Here is an 18,480-nt window from a genome sequence, read left to right on the forward strand (position 1 = left end):
AAGGAGGCTAAATCATGAACCTATCATCCATCATGGCTCGTCAGGTAGCAGAGCTGCAGCATACGGTGAGTCTCAGCCTAATGAAGACTCAGATGGCCACCCAGGCAGCGCAGGCGGTCGTCATGCTACAGGACATGAAAGAAGCATCACACCCTCATAAAGGCACCGTGATCGATCAAAAAGGGTAAGGAGCGTCTGGGTATCCAGGCGTTTTTTTTGTTGTAGGCTGGGGGAAAGAGTACATACTAACGGGTAAATCCACTGGAGATCGGAGGAACCCAGATTGTCAATCGACCTTTTATTCCTGCTCATCCTAATGATCCTCAATGCCTTTTTTGCCGCTTCTGAAATCGCCCTGATCTCCATGAATGATACGAAGATCAAACTGCTTGCGGAGCAGGGGGATAAAAAAGCGGGGCTGCTCGTGAACCTGCTTGCTGAGCCGAGCCGCTTCCTCGCCACCATCCAGGTGGGCATCACCCTTGCAGGTTTCCTGGCGAGCGCATTCGCTGCAGGAAGCTTTGCGGGAAGGATGGCAGATCTGCTTCATGACTGGGGTGTCCCCCTTTCCCAGAGGATCCTTGAAACCGTGTCTGTCGTGATCATCACGATCATCCTGTCCTACTTCACCCTTGTGATCGGAGAACTTGTGCCGAAGCGCATCGCCATGCAGCGCCCGGAGCCGATCTCCATGTTCGTGGCGAGGCCACTGTCGATCCTGTCTGCTCTGACGTATCCATTTGTGAAGCTCTTGACGCTGTCGACGAACGGCATCCTGCGATTATTCGGGATCGACCCTGATGCACATGATGAAGAGGTCACCGAGGAAGAAATCCGCATGATGGTGGATGTGGGCAAGGAGCGGGGGACCATCCAGGATACAGAGAAGACCATGATCAACAATATATTTGAGTTCGATAATACAACGGTTTCCATGATCATGGTCCACCGCACCAACGTGACGGCCCTGTCGGCCGATGCGGGCTTCGAGGATGTGGTCCATTTCGTGAATCAGGAGAAGTTCACGCGCTTTCCCGTATATGAAGAAGATATCGATCATATCACGGGCGTGCTCCATGTGAAGGATATCCTTCAGTATATGGAGACGGGGGTAAAGGAAGACTTCGATCTGAAGCGGGTGAGCCGTTCTCCTTATTTTGTCCCAGAATCGAGGATGACCGATGAACTGTTCCGGGACCTGCAGTTGAACAAAGTCCATTTGGCCGTCGTGCTGGATGAATTCGGCGGCACGGCCGGGATCGTGACGTTGGAAGATCTGTTAGAGGAAATCGTCGGAGATATTTATGATGAGTATGATGATGATGAAGAGGGGTATGAGCAGATCGATGAGAGGGTCTATGAATTCGATGGGACGATGAATCTTCATGACGCTGAACGGATCCTCGAGACCGATCTTCCGAGCGGGGAGTTTGATACAGTGAGCGGCTTCATCATCAGCGAGCTTGGCGAGATCCCCGAAACGGGTACGGCAGTGGAGTTTGAGCGGATCACCTTCAAAGTACTCGAAGTGGACGAAAAGAGAATCAATCGGGTGTTGATCACCCTGCCAGGCGATGAATGAAAAGGCAAAGAAGCTGACCTCCGGGGGGTCAGCTTCTTTGCCTTTCACCTTAATGATAGCTCTTGTTCCCGGCAGGCTCGCGTCCTGTCCCTTTGGACCATCTTTCCTTCAAGGTTTCAAATATGTATAAACGGAAGAAGTATTCCAGTTCCCCGGTTTCCAGCTCATTCAGCATCTCAAGAAGTTCTTCCCGTGAGGTATCTTCAAGGATGGTAAGGGCAATAAGATCCAAATCTTCATCGGTACCTTTAATCCTGCCGCGGTACATTTCATAAATCTCTTCGATCAGCTTCATGCGCTTCACCTCCCTTATGTTCATTCTATCACGAACCCTTCTCAATTACTCCACATATTATGTGGGGACAACTCTATTTTTGTCATTACCCACCCCCGATATAAACTAATCATTTTGCTCCATTCCCATGATCAATGGATATGAGCTGGAGTGCCAGTTCTTGATGCATATGGAAGCGAGGTTTACGGAAAGGAGATGCTTACATTTGGAAAGAGTATTATTGGTGGCAGGCTCGGGAATGGGGGCCTACATCATCCAGTTATTCGGTGAATGGAACCCCCTGTTGACCTTTCTGGTTGCCGTGGTCATCCTCGATTATTTCACCGGCGTCATCGCAGGTGCCATAGAAGGAAAACTCTCGAGCCGATTTGGTCTCAAGGGGATTGCCCGTAAGGTCCTGATTTTCGCCCTGGTGACTGTCGCGCACTTATTAGATACTATATTGTCAGATCAGTACTTTATTCGTAATGCGACCATCATTTTCTATATCTGCAACGAAATGATTTCCATCATCGAAAATGTCGGACGGGCAGGGGTGCCAGTCCCGGAATTTTTGAAGAAGGCCGTGGAAATCCTGAAAAAGAGAGGGAAATGAATAGAAAATGTGATATTGAGGAAAATGAGGATAGAAAGATGAAAAGGGGTGGACCGCTTGCAGGAAGAACGGAATGACTATTATATTGAAGTCGCGACTGGTGAGATCTCAAGGAGCTCGACGGATTCCCCGTGGAACTTCAAGATCTCTGCTACGGATGAAGAAATCACCGGGCTGCGTGAGATCTTCGACTCCAACCATTCGGTGAGCTGGCAGAACTTTTACCGAGCTCACGTGCCCTATGTCCAATATCACTTCGACCGGGAAAATGATGCGTACGATGAAAATCTTCATCGCGTATACGAGACCCTCCATCGATTGGGGGATGAAGAAGCCCGTACCTTCATCGAAAGCATGGGAATCCTCAAATCCTCCGACTGACCTAAACATGAAACCGGTCCACCAGAGCTTTTATGGTGGACCGGTCCTTTTTATTTGTGGTTATAATGGTAGAAAGAATGAGGTGAAGCATAATGGAACAATTCAAGGATGCAAACGGACTGGACGTCCACTTTTCATACAGACGGGATGCCTTCTCCCCGGAATCCGGGCATGTCCTCGTCATTTGCAGGCATGGTGAAGACTGGGTGTTCACCCGTCATAAAAAGAGGGGCCTCGAATTCCCCGGGGGGAAGAGGGAAGAAGGGGAATCCCTGGAGGAAGCGGCCATACGGGAGACGTATGAAGAAACGGGGGCTGTCATCACGGAACCCGCCTTCATCGGGGAATACAAGGTGCATGGCGACGCCCCTTTCGTGAAGACGATCTTTTTCGGGGAAGTGACAGAGATCATCGACAAGGAGGACTATCTTGAAACGGATGGGATCTTCCTGTGGAATGGAGACTGGACCGGGATACAGGATGACCCATCGTTCAGTTTCATCATGAAGGACCGTGTCATTGAATTGGCACTGAAGAAGATCACGAACGGATAAGCTTCTTCTCGATGAGTTCAACGACTTTATACATAAGGGTGGCGCAGATGGCGATCACGAGAAGGGACATGAGGACCAGGGTGAAGTTGAACACCTGGAAACCATAAATGATCATATACCCAAGTCCCTTGGCCGATACGAGGAATTCCCCCACGATGACCCCCACCCATGAAAGTCCGACGTTCACCTTCAAAGTCGAGATGATGGTAGGGAACGAGGAAGGGAGGATCACTTCCTTGAACGTGCGGCTGCGCTTTGCGCCGAATGTGTGCATCACCTTCAGGTAATTGGGATCGACTTCACGGAAGGAGGTATACACCACGATCGTCGTGATGATGACGGAAATGATCGTCCCCATGGCAATGATCGATGTAAACCCCGGTCCGAGACCGACGATGAGGATCGGACCCAGTGCCACTTTCGGCATGGCATTCAGGATGACAAGATACGGATCCAGAACCTTCGAGAGGAAGGGAGACCACCATAAAAGGGCAGCGAGGAGTGTCCCGAGCAGCGTGCCCAGGATGAAGCCGATCACCGTCTCCCCCAAGGTCACGGATAGATTGGTGAGGAGACTTCCATCTGAAAGTTTCTCCAGGAACAGATGCCATATTTTCGTCGGGGAGCTGAAGATGAGGGGGTCGATCCAGGACTGCCGGCTCGCCGCCTCCCATGCCCCGAAAAATACAATGAAGATCAAGCCTTGGTAAAGCCATACCAGGCGTTTTTCTTTTTTCAGGCTCTGAATATACTCCTTGTGTTTTTGATGCGTATCACGCGTCAAGGCTTTCAAGCTCCTTCCATATCATTTGGAAAAATGCAGGGTAATCATCGTGGTTCCTGACATCAAACGGTGTTTGCCCGCGCAACCCGGCTGGAACCTCGAAGGTCGCATGGATGCGTCCGGGTTTGGCTGCGAACAGATAGATGCGGTCGCTCATGGCAATCGCTTCACCGATGTCATGGGTAACGAGGATCGCGGTCTTCCCGAATGACTTCAATGTAGTGAAGACAAGATCTTCAAGCTTCAGCTTCGTCTGGTAATCGAGGGCGGAGAAGGGTTCATCAAGGAGAAGGAGCCTCGGCTCGGTGATGAGCGTCCTGATCAGGGCGGCCCGCTGCCGCATGCCTCCCGACAGTTCCCTCGGATAGAGGTTTTGGACCCCTTCAAGGCCCATTTCATTCAAAAGGGCAGTGGCCTCTTTCCTTTTCTCGGACGTGACGGTGCCCTTGATGGACAGACCGATCAAAATATTCTCCTCAATCGTCTTCCAGGGGAAGAGATAGTCCTGCTGAAGCATGTATCCAGTCAGATCTCTTCTCTCGGAAATGGGGCGCCCTTCGAGATTCACGGATCCCTCCGTCGGGTCCATGAGACCCGCGATGATGGAAAGGAGGGTGGTCTTGCCGCACCCGCTCGGTCCGATGAACGAAATGAATTCACCTTCATCCACGTGAAGGGAAACATCCTCGATGGCGGAATTGGCCGCTTTCAAGGAAAAGTACGTATGGCTGATGGAATCCAACGATAAAAACCTCAATAGTGAACCCCTCCTGTCTGATACGTAATAAGGGCTGACACATCCGTCAGCCCGATCCTAGCTATTCTTTGGATGCTTTTTCGGCAATCGACGTATTCACGAGCGTATCGTGATCGATCCTCTCCGGCAGTTCTCCCGCTTCGTCCATGATGTTCTGGAGATTTTCCCACTCTTCTTGATCGAGGATCGGATCGGTAGCATAGGAGCCTTGTGATTTGTAGCGGTCCACGACGGTTTCCATGATGGCGGGATCTGTATCCTCGAAGTACGGTGCAATCACATCGGCGATCTCTTTCGCACTGGCTTGATCCACCCATTGCTGTGCTTTGTAGAGGGCCCGGGTGAACTTATCGACGGTTTCGTCGTTCTTGTTCATGTAGCTTTCTTTTGCCATGAAGGTCGTATAAGGCACATGACCGGACTCGGTTCCGAATGAGGCGACGATATGGCCTTTTCCTTCTTTCTCGAAGATGGAAGCGGTCGGTTCGAACAGCTGTACATAGTCACCTGTACCGGATGCAAAGGCATTCGCCACATTGGCGAAATCGATGTTCTGGATCAAGTCGAGATCCTTGTGCGGATCGATGCCGTGCTCCTTCAGCACGAATTCGCCGACCATCTGCGGCATGCCGCCTTTACGCTGGCCGAGGAAGGTCGTTCCCTTCAACTGATCCCACTCGAAGTTCTCCACCTTTTCCCTGGAGACAAGGAAGGTACCGTCGGTCTGGGTGAGCTGGGCGAAGTTGATCACCGGGTCATCCGAGCCCTGGGCGTGGACATAAATGGACGTTTCCGATCCGACAAGGGCGATGTCGGCCCCGTTCGACAGGAGCGCCGTCATCGTCTTGTCCCCGCCCCAGGTGGTTTTCAGCTCGACATTCAATTCTTCGTCTTCGAAGAACCCTTTCTCGATCGCTACATATTCCGGAGCATAGAAGATCGAGCGGGTGACTTCAGCTACACGCACTTTTTCAAGGGGTTCTGCCTGTTTCCCACAGCCTGAGGCCAATAAAGCAATCCCGGCGACTGCCATGCCGGTCCGTATCCACTTTTTCACAGCCGTTTCCTCCTTTACTGCATGACCGACATTTCACCTGTCACGCAACGGTTTTCATTTGCTAAACCATTGTATGTTTGGGGTAAAATATGTGTGAATACCCATGGGAAAGGAAGAGATGATGAAAAACGGGACGATTATCCAAAAATATGAATTTCCTTCCCCGAACCCGTCGGTGAGGATGTTCGAGTTGACGTATATGTCTGGCGGTTTGAAGGTGAAGGGGATGCTTGCGGAGCCGGCAAACGGCAGCGGGTACCCGGGATTCCTATACTTAAGGGGAGGAATCAAGGGAGTGGGGAAGGTGAGGCCTGCGCGGATCGGCCAGTTTGCTTCCCACGGCTTCATCGTCTTTGCCCCTTATTATCGGGGTAACCTCGGCGGAGAGGGAAGCGAGGACTTTGCCGGGGATGATCGTGAGGATGCCGTATCGGGTGTGGACCTTCTGCAAGATCATCCAAGGGTCACGGGTGGGATCCATGTGTTCGGATTCTCCCGTGGCGGGGTGATGGCCCTCCTGACGGCCATTGAACGGCCGGATGTTGCTACCGTTGTCTCCTGGGGAGGGGTGACGGATATGTTCCTTACATACGAAGAGAGGGTCGATCTGCGTCGCATGATGAAGCGCGTCATCGGCGGGACCCCGAAGAAAGTACCCGAGCGTTACGAGTGGAGGACACCGCTCTTCCACCTTGATCGCCTGAAGGCACCGGTCCTGATCATTCACGGTGAACAGGATCAAAACGTCTCCATCGAACATGCGCACCGCCTTGAAGCGGGACTGAGGGAGATGGGGAAAGAGGTTGAGACACAGTATTATCAAGCATACACGCATTACTTCCCGCCTCGGAAGAATCAGGAGATCGTCGCAGGGATGTGTGAGTGGATGAAAAAACACGAGGGGGAATGACCGATGGGCATGCCGATGGAACTGAACACCATGATTGTAACGAAGAACAACGAAATCAGAGAAGAAGAGAATCTCTTCACGCTCGTGAAAGAGGGGTACCGACTCTATCCTATGGAAATCCCCATAGAAGTGAGGGTGACAAAACACAGCGATCCGAACGCCATCGGCCGAATCGAAGAACTTCGCTGGACAGACGGCGAAACATCGATCAGGTACAGGCTACTTTCTTTGAACTCAACAAACTGAAGTAGCCGGCAGGTTCATCGATGACAGGCAGGAATCCTTTCTGTATGATGGGAAAAAGATGCTTTTTTTCCAAGGAGGAGATGAATGTGGCACAATCGGTCAACCTGCAAGCGAAGCTGGCCCCTTACCGCACAGCATTTGATGGAACGGAGATTCCTTCTGTCTATCTACATATAAAGGAAGGGAAAACCGGCCCTTATGATAGTAAGATTGCCGGGGATCCGTATTTCCCGAAGGCGGATGAGTACCCATTGGACGGGGAGGGGCACCCGATGAAACTGTTGGCCCAGATCAATTTCGGTCAGCTCCCGAAGCTCGAAGATTATCCCGGATCAGGACTCCTGCAGATCTTCATTTCGGTCCATGATGATCTGTACGGAATGAATATCGACCAGAAGCAGGACCAAAAGGATTTCCGCATCAGATTTATAGAAGAGCCGTTCCTGCCGAAAGAAGAGCTGATATCCGATTTTTCTTTCGTGAAAATTCCCGATGACGTGTATTTCCCTGTCACGAAGGAAGGTGCCGTCCTGGCGGAATTGACCAGTGAAACGATCAGCGCCGGCGACTACCGCTTCGAGAAAGTGTTCGGGAAGGAAAGCTGGGATCTGTTTGAATCCATGACCGATGATGGGGAAGAGGCAGACGCCCTGATGGATGAATTCTATGAAACCCAGAGCGGCTTCGGACATAAGATCGGAGGATATCCGGGCTTCACACAGGAGGATCCCCGCCAATATGAAGATCAAGATCATTCCCTGCTGCTCCTTCAGATTGATTCGGATGATGAAGTGGACATGATGTGGGGTGACTGCGGCATTGCCAACTTCTTCATAAAAAAAGAAGATCTTAAGAAGAAAAAATTCGGCAATGTGGTCTATAACTGGGATTGTTCATAAGACGTGCCGGCATAACAAAACCCGAATTCATTTGCCTACGATCAGGCGAGTGAATTCGGGTTTTTAATTTTTTGGAACAAAAGGATCTCATTGATTCCAGCGGTTGATTGGAGTGCAAGACGTAGGCTCCTGCGGGAGAGTAGCTGATGTGAGCCCCCGCAGTCCTGCAGAGGAGGCTCACGGTCTACCTGCGGAAAGCGAAGGCTTGCACGGAAACCATAAGAGGTATAAGAAACACTATCGAGTTCTTCATTTTTCAATCTCTTCATAGAGAAGGTATCGTTCGTCAGAAGTCTTGGCGATGAGATAGGTGCCATGGTCCTTTACATAATAAAGATCCGTTCCCTTCTTCAAGTGATTCGCCGTGTAATCTTTTTCAGGGTGGAACTCATCCCCGATCTTCTCCTTGATCACCCCTGCTTTCCCGTCGAGGGTGAGCGTCTTCTTCACAGGCAACAGCACATACCCTTTCCCGTTCAACACCAGCATATCCCCGTATCCACACAACTCGTAGCTCTTATCCGTACTTCCGCAGCCTGCCAGCAGCAGGAAAGCGAAGCTCAGTGGAATCAACCATTTCATGCCATCATCCCTTCTTGTTTGATTGTCCTATTCATTCCTATTCACAACGGGACGGGTTCATGAAAGGGATTTGAAAAAATAGAAACACCCCATATGGGCTCACATGGTATAATGGTCCTTAAGTGAATAGACCTTCGCAGAAATCAGGTGCGCTCGCGCATAAAGGGAATCCGGTGAAAAACCGGAGCTGTTTCCGCAACTGTAAGTGCTGACGAACCATGGAAAAACCCACTGTTCCATCAATGAACGGGAAGGGCCTTGAAGTAGGAGGATGCACAAGCCAGGATACCTGCCTGATTTCCATCGTATTATGCTCTTCGGAAGTTAAGGGGATGGTGCGGCTTGATGCATCTTTTTTGATGATGATTGCCGGCCGTTTGGCTGGTTTTTTTTATGCCCGTTTCCGCTACGATCGGTGATTCACTAAAAGAAAAGAAAGGGAGGATGAATGTGGGGAAAAAGGATTTCAGATACATCTGTTATCCGTATATGAGGGAGTCTCAGTCGACGGTCGATTTCGAGATCCGGACGGATTCCCTGGCAACGAGGATCGGTCAGGCTTGTTCATTGACAGAGGGGACAGTCCGTGAAGATCTGCTTTATCTTTGTGAGATGGCGTATCACCTGAATGGTTCGGTGCGGGGCGAGATGGCCATCTCCCTCCAAGATCTGCAGCGATTGAGCGACCTGTATGACACGTACGTGAACGATGTGGAAGAGGAAATCCGAACGTTCCTGCTTCCTCAGGGATGCTACGCGGCTACGGTCCTCCATACGTGCAGGAGCGAAGCGAAGAAATCGGTCAGGGCCCTCCATAAGGTAAGCCTCGAACAGAAGGTGGACAATCTGCTGTTCAAATATGCCCATCTGCTGGCAAATGTCCTGTTCGTCATGGCCGTGTATGTGAATAAATGTGAAGGGGTGAAAGAAATCCCCTTTATCAGCAAGTCCTATGGACGATCAAAATCAGGCAAGGGAGAACAGTGAGATGAAAAAACAAGCATGGATCGGATTGTTCATCAGCTTTGGTCTCATTCTATCAGGATGTGGGACCGGTGAAGAAACAGCATCAACAAAAAAAGAAGAAAAGTCTGCTGCCTATAGCGTCAAGGATGACCGGGGGGAAGAAGTCACATTCAAAAAGGTACCGGAGACCGTCGTTTCCTTGCAGCCGAGCAATACTGAGATCCTGTATGCCGTCGGAGCAGGGGATAAGGTGGTCGGGGTGACAGAATTCGATCATTATCCGAAGGAAGTGGAGGATCTCGAGGTCATCTCCGATTCCATGACGGTCAATACGGAAAAAGTGATTTCCCTGGATCCCGACGTGGTGATTGCCTATACAACAGGTGATGAAGCTGGAGTCAAGCAGCTTGAGGATGCGGGTATTCCCGTCTTCGTCATTCAGTCTGCTCAAACCTTTGACGACGTTTACGGCGATATCGAACAGGTGGCAAAGGTGATGGGGGCTCAAAAAAAAGGGAACGAAGTGATTGAAGGAATGAAGAAGCAAATCTCCGATGTCGGCGAAAAGGTCAAGTCCCTTGACGAAAAAGAAAAGGTCTATTTTGAAATCAGTCCCGCCCCTGAGATCTATACGGCCGGTAGCGCGACCTTCCAACAGGAGATCCTCCAGGCTGCAGGTGTGGATAATGTATTTGCCGATCAGGAAGGCTGGCCGAAGCTCGGGGAAGAAGAAATCATCAAACGGAATCCTGCGACCATCCTGACTACGGTGAACTATGTGGAGGATCCAGTGGGTGAAATCAAATCCAGGACCGGCTGGGACACCATCGACGCCGTGAAGGGTGACCGGGTCATCTATCTTGATTCCGATGTCATGTCACGACCCGGTCCGAGGATCGGTGAGGCAGTCGAAATCACGGCCAAAGCCGTTTATCCGGACCTTTTCTAGAATTCAATCAAAATCGAGTAAAAGAAAGCCTTTTCAAACTCGTTTTTAATATGTAAACTATTATTGTAATTAAGTTTACATATTTCAAGGGGTGTATGAAAATGGATCGAGACAGGTTGAGAATGATTATTCAGTGCGGGGTGTTTGCAGCGATCACGGGAATCTTTGCTCAGATCGAGATTCCCCTGCCCCTCGTGCCCATCAGCGGCCAGACGTTGGCAGTGGGATTGACGGCGACGATTCTCGGGAGCCGCTACGGGGCGTTTGCCCTCCTCGGATATACCGCCATCGGGGCAGCCGGACTCCCGGTGTTTGCAGGGATGAGCGGGGGAGCCCATGTCCTGGTCGGACCGACGGGAGGGTACATCTTCGGTTTCATCGCGGCGGCTTATGTGACAGGATTGATCCTGGAGAAAACCTCGTTCACCCTGCCCATGGCCATGGTGGCCAATCTGGTCGGGATGGTCGTGACCCTGATCCTGGGGACGATCCAGCTGAAGTTCGTGGCAGACCTTGGGTGGAGCCAGGCAATGGCAGCAGGGGTCTATCCGTTCCTTGTAGGAGGAGTGATCAAGGCGGCCCTTGCCAGCTGGCTTGGGATTGTCGTACGCAATCGTTTGGTGCAGGCCAGGTTGATCAAGCCGGCAGTCGCTTGAATCGCTTTCGAACAAAAAAGGAAAGAGGCTGAGACAAACATGTTTTAGTCATAGTAAACCCCGAATCATTTGCCTATGATAAAGCAGATGATTCGGGTTTTAAATTCGTTTAATGGACATTCAAATTTCATCGTTTCCAGCGGTTGATCGGAGTGCAAGACGAAGACTCCAGCGGGAAGAGTAGCTGATGTGAGACCCCGCAGGCGTGCCGAGGAGGCTCACGGGCTACCCGCGGAAAGCGAAGTCTTGCACGGAGATCATGAGCGGTATTAAGGATCGTGTTCGGCATTAAAGGGGCCTTTTTTAGTTTTGTCCCATCCTCTTTCTTACGATTAGTCAAGTTCTTATCGGATGTCTTACCTTAGGTTATCTCTTGCGCCTTTGAGGAATAGGTAAATAAACCTAGCCTCTTTTTAATAGCTGAACATCGACCAGTAGCCGATGTCATGAAATCCGATGCGTTTATAGATCTTGCCTGCATCCGGGTTATCATAGAATAGGCAGAGCTCCTTTCCTTCCCCGAGAAGATCCCCCACAAGTTTGGACATGCACTTGCTTGCGTATCCTCTTTTCTTGTAATCGGCATGGGTGCAGACCCCGACGATCATGGCCGATTTCGAGTTCTCTGCGGTAGTGGAAGCGGAGGCAGCCAAACGACCGTCCCCTTCAATGTAATAGCTCCTGGCAGCACCGGCTTTCATGCTGTGTTCCTTGCTTTCCACAGAGATGTTGGAGTGCTCGAATTCAGGGACCGTTAGAAGGAGGTCGACAAGGGCGGGGATGTCTTCGATTCCCGCTTCTTTCACCATGGACAGGTCGCCCTGATCGAGTGATTCCCCCTGGGTGCATTTGGCGTAGTGAAGATGCCTTTTCTGCTTCGCCTCCCGGGAAATGAAAGGATCAAGCTTCGAAACGATCTCTTTCAGTCCTGAAATATAGAGGAATTCTTCATCCTGATTGATGATGGAGGCGAATCCTTCTGCATCATACCCGCCAGGTGCGTATGGTATGTAGTTTTCCCTGTATCTCAGGAGTACACCGCGCAATACTCCTTCATCGGTGAAATCCCCCCAAACCTTCTGGAAATCCTGGTCGTACCCGAAGGCTTCGATATCCCCGATGATAAATAGGTTCTCTGCAGGCGCTTGGGTAATAAGGTCCTGACAGATAGAGTCGTCTTCGGTGGTCAGCTGTCTGATCATGTTTGGTCTCTCCCTGTAAATTTTTTCTTGTAATCATATCAAGAGAAGGGAGTAGAGTAAAGGGAAAATTCGAAAAAATAATAATATATCACTTCTTTATACCGCTCATGATTTCCGTGCAAGACTACGCTTTCCGAGGGTAGCCCGTGAGCCTCCTCGGAATGCCTGCGGGGTCTCAACATCAGCGACTCTTCATGTGGCGAGTCTTTACTGCTGGTAAAAATAAAAAACCCGGATGCATTTGCCTTACCCTTGGCAAATGCATCCGGGTTTTACTATGACTAACACATGGAGTTCCAGCCTTTTTACTTATCCCCTTCCTGCTTGGAAGGAAGGATACTTGGTCATTCCGCCATCACAGAAGAGGGTGATGCCGGTCACGTAGCTAGCTTCGGAGGAAGCGAGGAAGGCCGCAACAGATGCGACTTCTTCAGGTTTTCCGATATAGCCCATTGGAATCATGCTCTCAACATCGGCGCGTTGAACGGGATCGGAAAATTTCTCTGCGTTGATCGGCGTGTTCATGGCGCCGGGGCCGATGTTATTGACCCTGATCCCTTTCGGAGCATACTCGAGGGCGAGTGTTTCGGTCATGAGCTTGATGCCGCCTTTACTCGCCGCATAATGGACGAATAGGGGCCATGGAATGACTTCGTGGACGCTCGACATATTGATGATGTTTCCTTTGATCCCATTTTCCACGAAGTATTTGAGGGCTTCGCGGCATCCTAGGAAGGCTCCGGTCAGGTTCGTGTTGACCACCTTATTCCAGTTGTCGAGTGTCATTTCGTGTGATGGGACGGGATTTTCGACTCCTGCGTTGTTGATCATGATGTCCAGTGTCCCGAACTTTTTGATCGCAGTCTGTATAAGGTTGATGACATCGGCTTCAACCGTGACATCTCCTTGGACGATTTCTGCTTGACCGCCGGCCTGTTCGACTTCTTTTTTCGCATCCAGTGCTTCTTTTTCATCCTTGAAGTAGTTGATGACGACCTTGGCTTTCTCCTGGCCGAATCTCACGGCCATGGAGCGTCCGAGCCCGGTGGATCCCCCGGTGATGACGACTACTTTATCCTTTAAATCGTTGTACATGTTGTTTCCTCCTCAAGTGACATTATTGTTTGGCAATCCCCAACAGGACGCCCCCGATGATGATCAAGATGATCCCGAATGAGATCAGGACAAGCTGTTTCTTCGTCTTCCTCTCACCGAGGATGAAGATGCCCCCCAATGTGGAGATGACGATCCCCATCTGAGAGAGGGAGAAGCTTGTTGCCACTCCGACCCGTGGCTGGGAGATGAATAGGAACATATTTCCAAGTGCCCAGATGAGTCCGGGGATGATATTCCTGATGGCGTATTTGTTGAATGGCTTATGTCTGAACGTCAGGATCACGGCACTGATGAACATCCCGATCGCCTGAGGGAACAGGGCCACCCAGCCATCGACGTTGAAGAGCCTCGCCACGACGACATAGATCAGGTAACCGATCGTGGATACGATGAGGGTGAGGATGGCTTTCTTGAAGTTGCCCGATTCTTCTTCGTTTCCTTTTTTCTCTTCATACGAGGTGAAGACGATTCCGACGACGATACAGATCAGGGCGATCACACCGAGGATGACGGTGGTTGTGGTGGACCATTCATGAAAGACGATGACACCGAACAGTGCGGTGGAAACGAGTTGCATACCGGTGGAAATCGGCATCGTCTTACTCACGCCGATATATTGGAACGTCTTCAATTGGTTCACCTGTCCGACCGTCCAGAATAAACCTGAAACGATTCCGACGATGATGATCGTCGAGTTCAGTTCCGGCTGGATGAAGAGATAGATGCCAAAGGAGAGGATGAGCGCTCCGATCGTGGTCCCAAGTACCTGGCTGTAAGGCCCGCCTCCCAGTTTTACGTTGAATAATACGATGCTACCCCAGAAGATTGCAGGGAGTATGGCTAAAAAGATATCCATAAGAAGCCTCTCTTTCATGGTTGCAGTAGTCTGATTTCTTCTGTGGATAGGTTTTGCCAGAGGATTTGATTGTATGTATTGAATTTTCAGCGGCAGCGAAAAAGAATGAGGGGGGAAGGTTTTAAAATTCCGGCCTTGGGGAATCGTAAGAGTAAACAAGGAGGTGCAGCACATCATGATTTGGACGATTATCGGTATTTTATTGATTTTATGGCTTCTTGGTCTTATTTTTAAAATTGGGGGCGCGGTGATTCACGTATTGCTCGTGATTGCCATCGTCGTGTTCATCTTCAACCGCATTACAGGGCGTAAGAAAGGACTGTAGAGGGAATTCTGTGCGTCGGAGTCCCTACATAAATAAAAGAGCCGGCATTCCTTATTAAGGAGTGCCGGCTCTTTTTGTTTCCAGGTCAGACGAGGGGTCCGCCCTTTGTTTCGATCTCACCTGTCATCATGCTGAACTTTTTGAAGTTCTCATTGAATTTGTAGGCAAGTTCTTTCGCTTTTGACTCGTAGGCATCTTCATTCATCCAGGTTTTTTTCGGCTGAAGCACTTCATCGGGTACGCCAGGGACATGATGGGGGATATGCAGCCCGAAGATTTCATCGGTCTTCGTCTCCACGTGGGTGAGCTCCCCTTCAAGTGCCGCTTGGACCATGGAGCGCGTATAAGACAGCTTCATCCGGCTGCCGACGCCATATTCCCCGCCGGTCCATCCGGTGTTCACGAGGTACACCTGGGCATTATGTTCATCGATCTTCTTGCCGAGCATCTCCGCGTAGCGGATGGCAGGAAGAGGGAGGAACGGTGACCCGAAGCAGGTAGAGAAGGTTGCTTCAGGGGATGTGATGCCGCGTTCTGTGCCGGCAAGCTTGGAGGTGTAACCGCTCAAGAAGTGGTACATGGCCTGCTCCTTCGTGAGCTTGCTGATCGGAGGAAGCACACCGAATGCGTCCGCCGTAAGGAATACGATCGTGTTTGGATGACCGGCAACGCTCGGGTCGACGATATTTTCCATCGCTTGAAGCGGATAGGCTGCCCGCGTGTTTTCCGTCATGGATGCATCCTCATAATCAGAGGCCCGGGTATCGTCATCGACTACAACATTCTCCAGGACGGAACCGAAGCGGATGGCATCGAATATCTGAGGCTCTTTTTCCCGGGTCAGGCCGATGCATTTTGCATAGCAGCCACCCTCGATATTGAATACGCCGTTCGGTGACCAGCCGTGCTCGTCATCACCGATGAGCCTGCGGTTAGGATCGGCAGAAAGGGTCGTTTTGCCTGTACCTGACAGTCCGAAGAAGAGGGCGACATCGCCTTCGAGGCCCACGTTGGCTGAGCAGTGCATGGAAAGGATATCCGACTCAGGGAGGACGTAGTTCATGACAGAAAAGATCGACTTCTTCATTTCACCTGCATACTCCGTCCCGCCGATAAGGACGATTCGTTTCTCGAACGAAACGATGATGAACGTTTCAGAATGGGTCCCATCCACAGCAGGATCTGCTTTGAAATGAGGCGCAGAGACGATCGTGAATTCCGGATTGTGACCGCTCAGTTCCCCGTCTTCGGGACGGATGAAGAGCTGATGGGCGAACAGATTATGCCACGCAAGCTCATTGATCACCTGGATCGGGAGGCGGTGCTTACGGTCGGCACCGGCATACCCATTGAACACGAACAGTTCTTCTTTTTGTTGAAGGTAATCAAGGACCTTACCATACAATCGGTCGAAGGATTCTTCCGAGATCGGCTGATTGACCTTGCCCCACTCGATTTTATCTTTGGAGGAAGCTTCTTCCACAATGAATTTATCCTGAGGTGAGCGCCCGGTATATTTTCCGGTCTTGGCCCTGACGGCACCGGATGAGGTCAGGATCCCTTCGTTTCGCTGAAGGATCTTTTCCACCAGCTGAGGAACGGATAATTGATGGTGTATGTTTTCGCCATTCAGTAATTGCATCAACTCATTTGATTTGCTCACAGTATTCATTCGAACCCTTCCTTTATGTGAATTTTAAGTAAGTTTGCTTCTCGATGATTAGTATAACACATTAGAAATATTAGTCTATACTATATCATTATTTTCCTGAAAAATAATGATCAATTGATTATTTGATGCTCGTATAATCCTATTTATATGCAATATATCCGATTTGCGTTAACGTTTTGGAGGATTGTGATGTCTTAATGGAAAAGAAGGGGATGATGGTTAAACCTAGCAGGGGGAAAGTGTTGACACTCCGCCGTTGAACCGTTATTATTGTACCTTGAACGGATACTCTTATCCTGAGCTGGTGGAGGGAGCAGACCCTATGAAACCCAGCAACCTGCTATGAAATAGAGGGAAACAGAACGATTTTCCCAAGAGCGAAGGTGCTAAACTGAGGCAAGGTGCAAACCTTGAACGATAAGAGAGAAAAGGCGCGGCTAAAAGTTCAACCCTTTCCTCTGCATGCTTTCCAGAGGGAGGGTTTTTTATTTGACCTGCTACATGGCAATCCCCGGGTCCGATCCCCGGCAGCGGGGCCGCTGTGTTTACTTCATACTACTTAGGGAAATGAGTACCGTATCTGCTTCGCTAAATTCGCCGGAAGCCACCGGCAAATGTGTTTAAGGAGGAACCTTGATGTCAACTAAACGTCGTCTGTTTACATCTGAGTCCGTAACGGAAGGACATCCAGATAAAATTTGTGACCAAATCTCTGATTCAATTCTTGATGCTATTCTTACGAATGATCCCAATGCGCGTGTAGCTTGTGAAACATCTGTTACTACTGGTCTCGTTCTTGTTGCCGGTGAAATCACAACCAACACGTATGTCGATATCCCGAAAATCGTCCGCGAAACCATCCGTGAAATCGGATATACGCGTGCAAAATACGGTTTCGATGCTGAAACATGTGCAGTCCTCACATCAATCGATGAGCAATCGGCTGATATCGCCCAAGGGGTGGATCAGGCCCTTGAAGCCCGTGAAGGACAAATGAGCGAAGAAGAGATCGACGCCATCGGTGCCGGTGACCAAGGTCTCATGTTCGGATTCGCCTGCAATGAAACGAAGGAGCTCATGCCTCTTCCGATCTCCCTTTCTCATAAGATCTCCCGTCGCCTGACTGAAGTACGTAAAGAAGAGATCCTTCCTTACCTTCGTCCGGATGGGAAAACGCAAGTGACGGTTGAATACGATGAGAACGACAAGCCTGTCCGCATCGACACGATTGTCATCTCTACTCAGCATCACCCTGAAGTGACGCTTGAGCAAATCCAGCGCAATCTGAAGGAATATGTGATCGATCCGGTCGTTCCAAAAGAATTGATCGACGAAAACACAAAGTACTTCATCAACCCGACTGGTCGCTTCGTTATCGGTGGACCTCAAGGAGATGCCGGTCTGACAGGCCGTAAGATCATCGTTGATACGTATGGTGGATACGCGCGTCACGGCGGTGGTGCATTCTCTGGGAAGGATGCTACCAAGGTTGACCGCTCTGCGGCCTATGCTGCACGTTACGTTGCGAAAAACATCGTGGCTGCAGGACTTGCCGAGAAGTGTGAAGTTCAGCTTGCATACGCCATCGGTGTTGCACAACCCGTATCGATCTCTGTCGACACATTCGGAACCGGACAAGTATCCGAGGACGTATTGGTGGACGTTGTCCGCAATAACTTCGATCTTCGCCCGGCAGGCATCATCAAGATGCTTGACCTTCGTCGCCCGATCTACAAACAGACGGCTGCTTACGGTCACTTCGGACGTAATGACCTTGATCTTCCTTGGGAGCGTACAGACAAAGCAGACGCTCTTAAAGCAGAAGCGCTTGCTTGATTATCCCTATGAACCAAAAACGCTGGAACATTCGTGTTTCAGTCATAGAAAAGCCCGGACCGTTTGCCTGCGATATGGCAAATCGGTCCGGGTTTTTAATTTGGTCCAAGACCATGACGACTTTATTGTTTCCAGCGGGTGATTGCTGGAGGAAGAGGGGCATCCCGCAGGCTTGCCGGGGCGACGTCTTCCACGGAAGTCATGAGCGATATGATGAACCTATACGGATCGTGTTCGTCATGTTATGGTCCCCTTTTCGT

At 50.3% G+C, this 18,480-nt stretch carries 22 protein-coding genes and 2 riboswitches; of the genes, 13 read left to right on the plus strand and 9 right to left on the minus strand.

Annotated elements, in window-relative coordinates:
• Nucleotides 1-14 precede the first annotated feature (14 nt).
• Nucleotides 15-188 (plus strand): putative motility protein, encoded by a 174-nt coding sequence (locus AF331_RS00175; protein ID WP_053426248.1) that lies wholly within the window; start codon nt 15-17, stop codon nt 186-188.
• Nucleotides 189-283: 95 nt separating this feature from the next.
• The gene (locus AF331_RS00180) at nt 284-1,582 is read left to right on the plus strand and encodes a hemolysin family protein (RefSeq protein WP_053426249.1); all 1,299 of its coding nucleotides are present in this window, start codon (nt 284-286) and stop codon (nt 1,580-1,582) included.
• A 49-nt stretch (nt 1,583-1,631) separates the two neighbouring features.
• On the opposite strand, the gene AF331_RS00185 is transcribed toward AF331_RS00180, so the two are convergent.
• Nucleotides 1,632-1,877, minus strand: a complete 246-nt coding sequence (locus AF331_RS00185; protein ID WP_053426250.1) for a DUF6154 family protein — start codon at nt 1,875-1,877, stop codon at nt 1,632-1,634.
• A gap of 205 nt (nt 1,878-2,082) precedes the next feature.
• On the opposite strand from AF331_RS00185, the gene AF331_RS00190 reads away from it, so the two are divergent.
• The 3 genes from AF331_RS00190 to ytkD all read left to right on the plus strand — a co-directional run bounded on the left by AF331_RS00190 (nt 2,083) and on the right by ytkD (nt 3,407).
• Nucleotides 2,083-2,472 (plus strand): phage holin family protein, encoded by a 390-nt coding sequence (locus AF331_RS00190; protein WP_231578934.1) that lies wholly within the window; start codon nt 2,083-2,085, stop codon nt 2,470-2,472.
• Between the two features lie 57 nt (nt 2,473-2,529).
• Nucleotides 2,530-2,853 (plus strand): hypothetical protein, encoded by a 324-nt coding sequence (locus tag AF331_RS00195; RefSeq protein ID WP_048014518.1) that lies wholly within the window; start codon nt 2,530-2,532, stop codon nt 2,851-2,853.
• A 92-nt stretch (nt 2,854-2,945) separates the two neighbouring features.
• Nucleotides 2,946-3,407 carry an RNA deprotection pyrophosphohydrolase gene (gene ytkD / locus AF331_RS00200; protein WP_053426251.1) on the plus strand — a complete coding sequence of 154 codons (462 nt, stop codon included), beginning with the start codon at nt 2,946-2,948 and terminating at the stop codon, nt 3,405-3,407.
• Here ytkD and AF331_RS00205 read toward each other — a convergent pair.
• The 3 genes from AF331_RS00205 to AF331_RS00215 form a co-directional block, all read right to left on the minus strand.
• Entirely contained in the window at nt 3,394-4,191 is a 798-nt protein-coding gene (locus tag AF331_RS00205) for an ABC transporter permease (protein WP_053426252.1), read from the minus strand. The genes ytkD and AF331_RS00205 overlap by 14 nt on opposite strands.
• Nucleotides 4,181-4,948, minus strand: coding sequence for an ABC transporter ATP-binding protein (locus AF331_RS00210; protein ID WP_053426253.1), 768 nt, complete (start codon nt 4,946-4,948; stop codon nt 4,181-4,183). Before AF331_RS00210 ends, AF331_RS00205 begins: the two co-directional genes overlap by 11 nt.
• Before the next feature lie 61 nt (nt 4,949-5,009).
• A complete protein-coding gene (locus AF331_RS00215; protein WP_082346836.1) occupies nt 5,010-5,981 on the minus strand; it encodes an ABC transporter substrate-binding protein in 972 nt (323 codons plus the stop codon).
• A 145-nt stretch (nt 5,982-6,126) separates the two neighbouring features.
• Here AF331_RS00215 and AF331_RS00220 point away from each other — a divergent pair, with 145 nt between their 5' ends.
• The 3 genes from AF331_RS00220 to AF331_RS00230 all read left to right on the plus strand — a co-directional run bounded on the left by AF331_RS00220 (nt 6,127) and on the right by AF331_RS00230 (nt 8,060).
• On the plus strand, nt 6,127-6,915 hold the full coding sequence (locus AF331_RS00220) for an alpha/beta hydrolase family protein (protein ID WP_053427713.1): 789 nt from the start codon (nt 6,127-6,129) through the stop codon (nt 6,913-6,915).
• A gap of 3 nt (nt 6,916-6,918) precedes the next feature.
• Complete coding sequence (locus tag AF331_RS00225) at nt 6,919-7,161, plus strand: DUF2584 family protein (protein WP_053426255.1); 243 nt, start codon at nt 6,919-6,921, stop codon at nt 7,159-7,161.
• Nucleotides 7,162-7,247: 86 nt separating this feature from the next.
• Nucleotides 7,248-8,060, plus strand: coding sequence for a YwqG family protein (locus tag AF331_RS00230; RefSeq protein WP_053427714.1), 813 nt, complete (start codon nt 7,248-7,250; stop codon nt 8,058-8,060).
• Between the two features lie 249 nt (nt 8,061-8,309).
• On the opposite strand, the gene AF331_RS00235 is transcribed toward AF331_RS00230, so the two are convergent.
• Nucleotides 8,310-8,642 carry a hypothetical protein gene (locus AF331_RS00235; RefSeq protein WP_053426256.1) on the minus strand — a complete coding sequence of 111 codons (333 nt, stop codon included), beginning with the start codon at nt 8,640-8,642 and terminating at the stop codon, nt 8,310-8,312.
• 128 nt (nt 8,643-8,770) lie between these two features.
• Nucleotides 8,771-8,953, plus strand: a riboswitch (cobalamin riboswitch).
• Nucleotides 8,954-9,086: 133 nt separating this feature from the next.
• On the opposite strand from AF331_RS00235, the gene AF331_RS00240 reads away from it, so the two are divergent.
• The 3 genes from AF331_RS00240 to AF331_RS00250 all read left to right on the plus strand — a co-directional run bounded on the left by AF331_RS00240 (nt 9,087) and on the right by AF331_RS00250 (nt 11,213).
• Entirely contained in the window at nt 9,087-9,629 is a 543-nt protein-coding gene (locus tag AF331_RS00240) for a hypothetical protein (protein WP_053427715.1), read from the plus strand.
• The gene (locus AF331_RS00245; RefSeq protein ID WP_412177700.1) at nt 9,595-10,557 is read left to right on the plus strand and encodes an ABC transporter substrate-binding protein; all 963 of its coding nucleotides are present in this window, start codon (nt 9,595-9,597) and stop codon (nt 10,555-10,557) included. The genes AF331_RS00240 and AF331_RS00245 overlap by 35 nt, the downstream gene beginning before the upstream one ends.
• A 95-nt stretch (nt 10,558-10,652) precedes the next feature.
• The gene (locus tag AF331_RS00250; protein ID WP_053426258.1) at nt 10,653-11,213 is read left to right on the plus strand and encodes a biotin transporter BioY; all 561 of its coding nucleotides are present in this window, start codon (nt 10,653-10,655) and stop codon (nt 11,211-11,213) included.
• A 413-nt stretch (nt 11,214-11,626) separates the two neighbouring features.
• Here the strand turns inward: AF331_RS00250 and AF331_RS00255 are convergent, their stop codons facing one another.
• The 3 genes from AF331_RS00255 to AF331_RS00265 all read right to left on the minus strand — a co-directional run bounded on the left by AF331_RS00255 (nt 11,627) and on the right by AF331_RS00265 (nt 14,387).
• The gene (locus AF331_RS00255) at nt 11,627-12,415 is read right to left on the minus strand and encodes a GNAT family N-acetyltransferase (RefSeq protein ID WP_053426259.1); all 789 of its coding nucleotides are present in this window, start codon (nt 12,413-12,415) and stop codon (nt 11,627-11,629) included.
• Nucleotides 12,416-12,724: 309 nt separating this feature from the next.
• Nucleotides 12,725-13,510 (minus strand): SDR family oxidoreductase, encoded by a 786-nt coding sequence (locus tag AF331_RS00260; RefSeq protein ID WP_053426260.1) that lies wholly within the window; start codon nt 13,508-13,510, stop codon nt 12,725-12,727.
• A gap of 22 nt (nt 13,511-13,532) precedes the next feature.
• Nucleotides 13,533-14,387, minus strand: a complete 855-nt coding sequence (locus tag AF331_RS00265; protein ID WP_053426261.1) for a GRP family sugar transporter — start codon at nt 14,385-14,387, stop codon at nt 13,533-13,535.
• A gap of 175 nt (nt 14,388-14,562) precedes the next feature.
• Here AF331_RS00265 and AF331_RS22090 point away from each other — a divergent pair, with 175 nt between their 5' ends.
• Nucleotides 14,563-14,712 (plus strand): lmo0937 family membrane protein, encoded by a 150-nt coding sequence (locus tag AF331_RS22090; protein ID WP_142128989.1) that lies wholly within the window; start codon nt 14,563-14,565, stop codon nt 14,710-14,712.
• Between the two features lie 85 nt (nt 14,713-14,797).
• On the opposite strand, the gene pckA is transcribed toward AF331_RS22090, so the two are convergent.
• Nucleotides 14,798-16,384 carry a phosphoenolpyruvate carboxykinase (ATP) gene (gene pckA / locus AF331_RS00270; protein WP_053426262.1) on the minus strand — a complete coding sequence of 529 codons (1,587 nt, stop codon included), beginning with the start codon at nt 16,382-16,384 and terminating at the stop codon, nt 14,798-14,800.
• Between the two features lie 288 nt (nt 16,385-16,672).
• Nucleotides 16,673-16,808, plus strand: a riboswitch (SAM riboswitch).
• 212 nt (nt 16,809-17,020) lie between these two features.
• Between pckA and metK the strand changes: the two genes are divergently transcribed.
• Nucleotides 17,021-18,220, plus strand: a complete 1,200-nt coding sequence (gene metK / locus AF331_RS00275; RefSeq protein WP_048007384.1) for a methionine adenosyltransferase — start codon at nt 17,021-17,023, stop codon at nt 18,218-18,220.
• Nucleotides 18,221-18,480: the final 260 nt, after the last annotated feature.

Origin of the sequence: Rossellomorea marisflavi, assembly GCF_001274775.1 — a bacterium.
GTDB classification, from domain to species: Bacteria; Bacillota; Bacilli; order Bacillales; family Bacillaceae_B; genus Rossellomorea; species Rossellomorea marisflavi.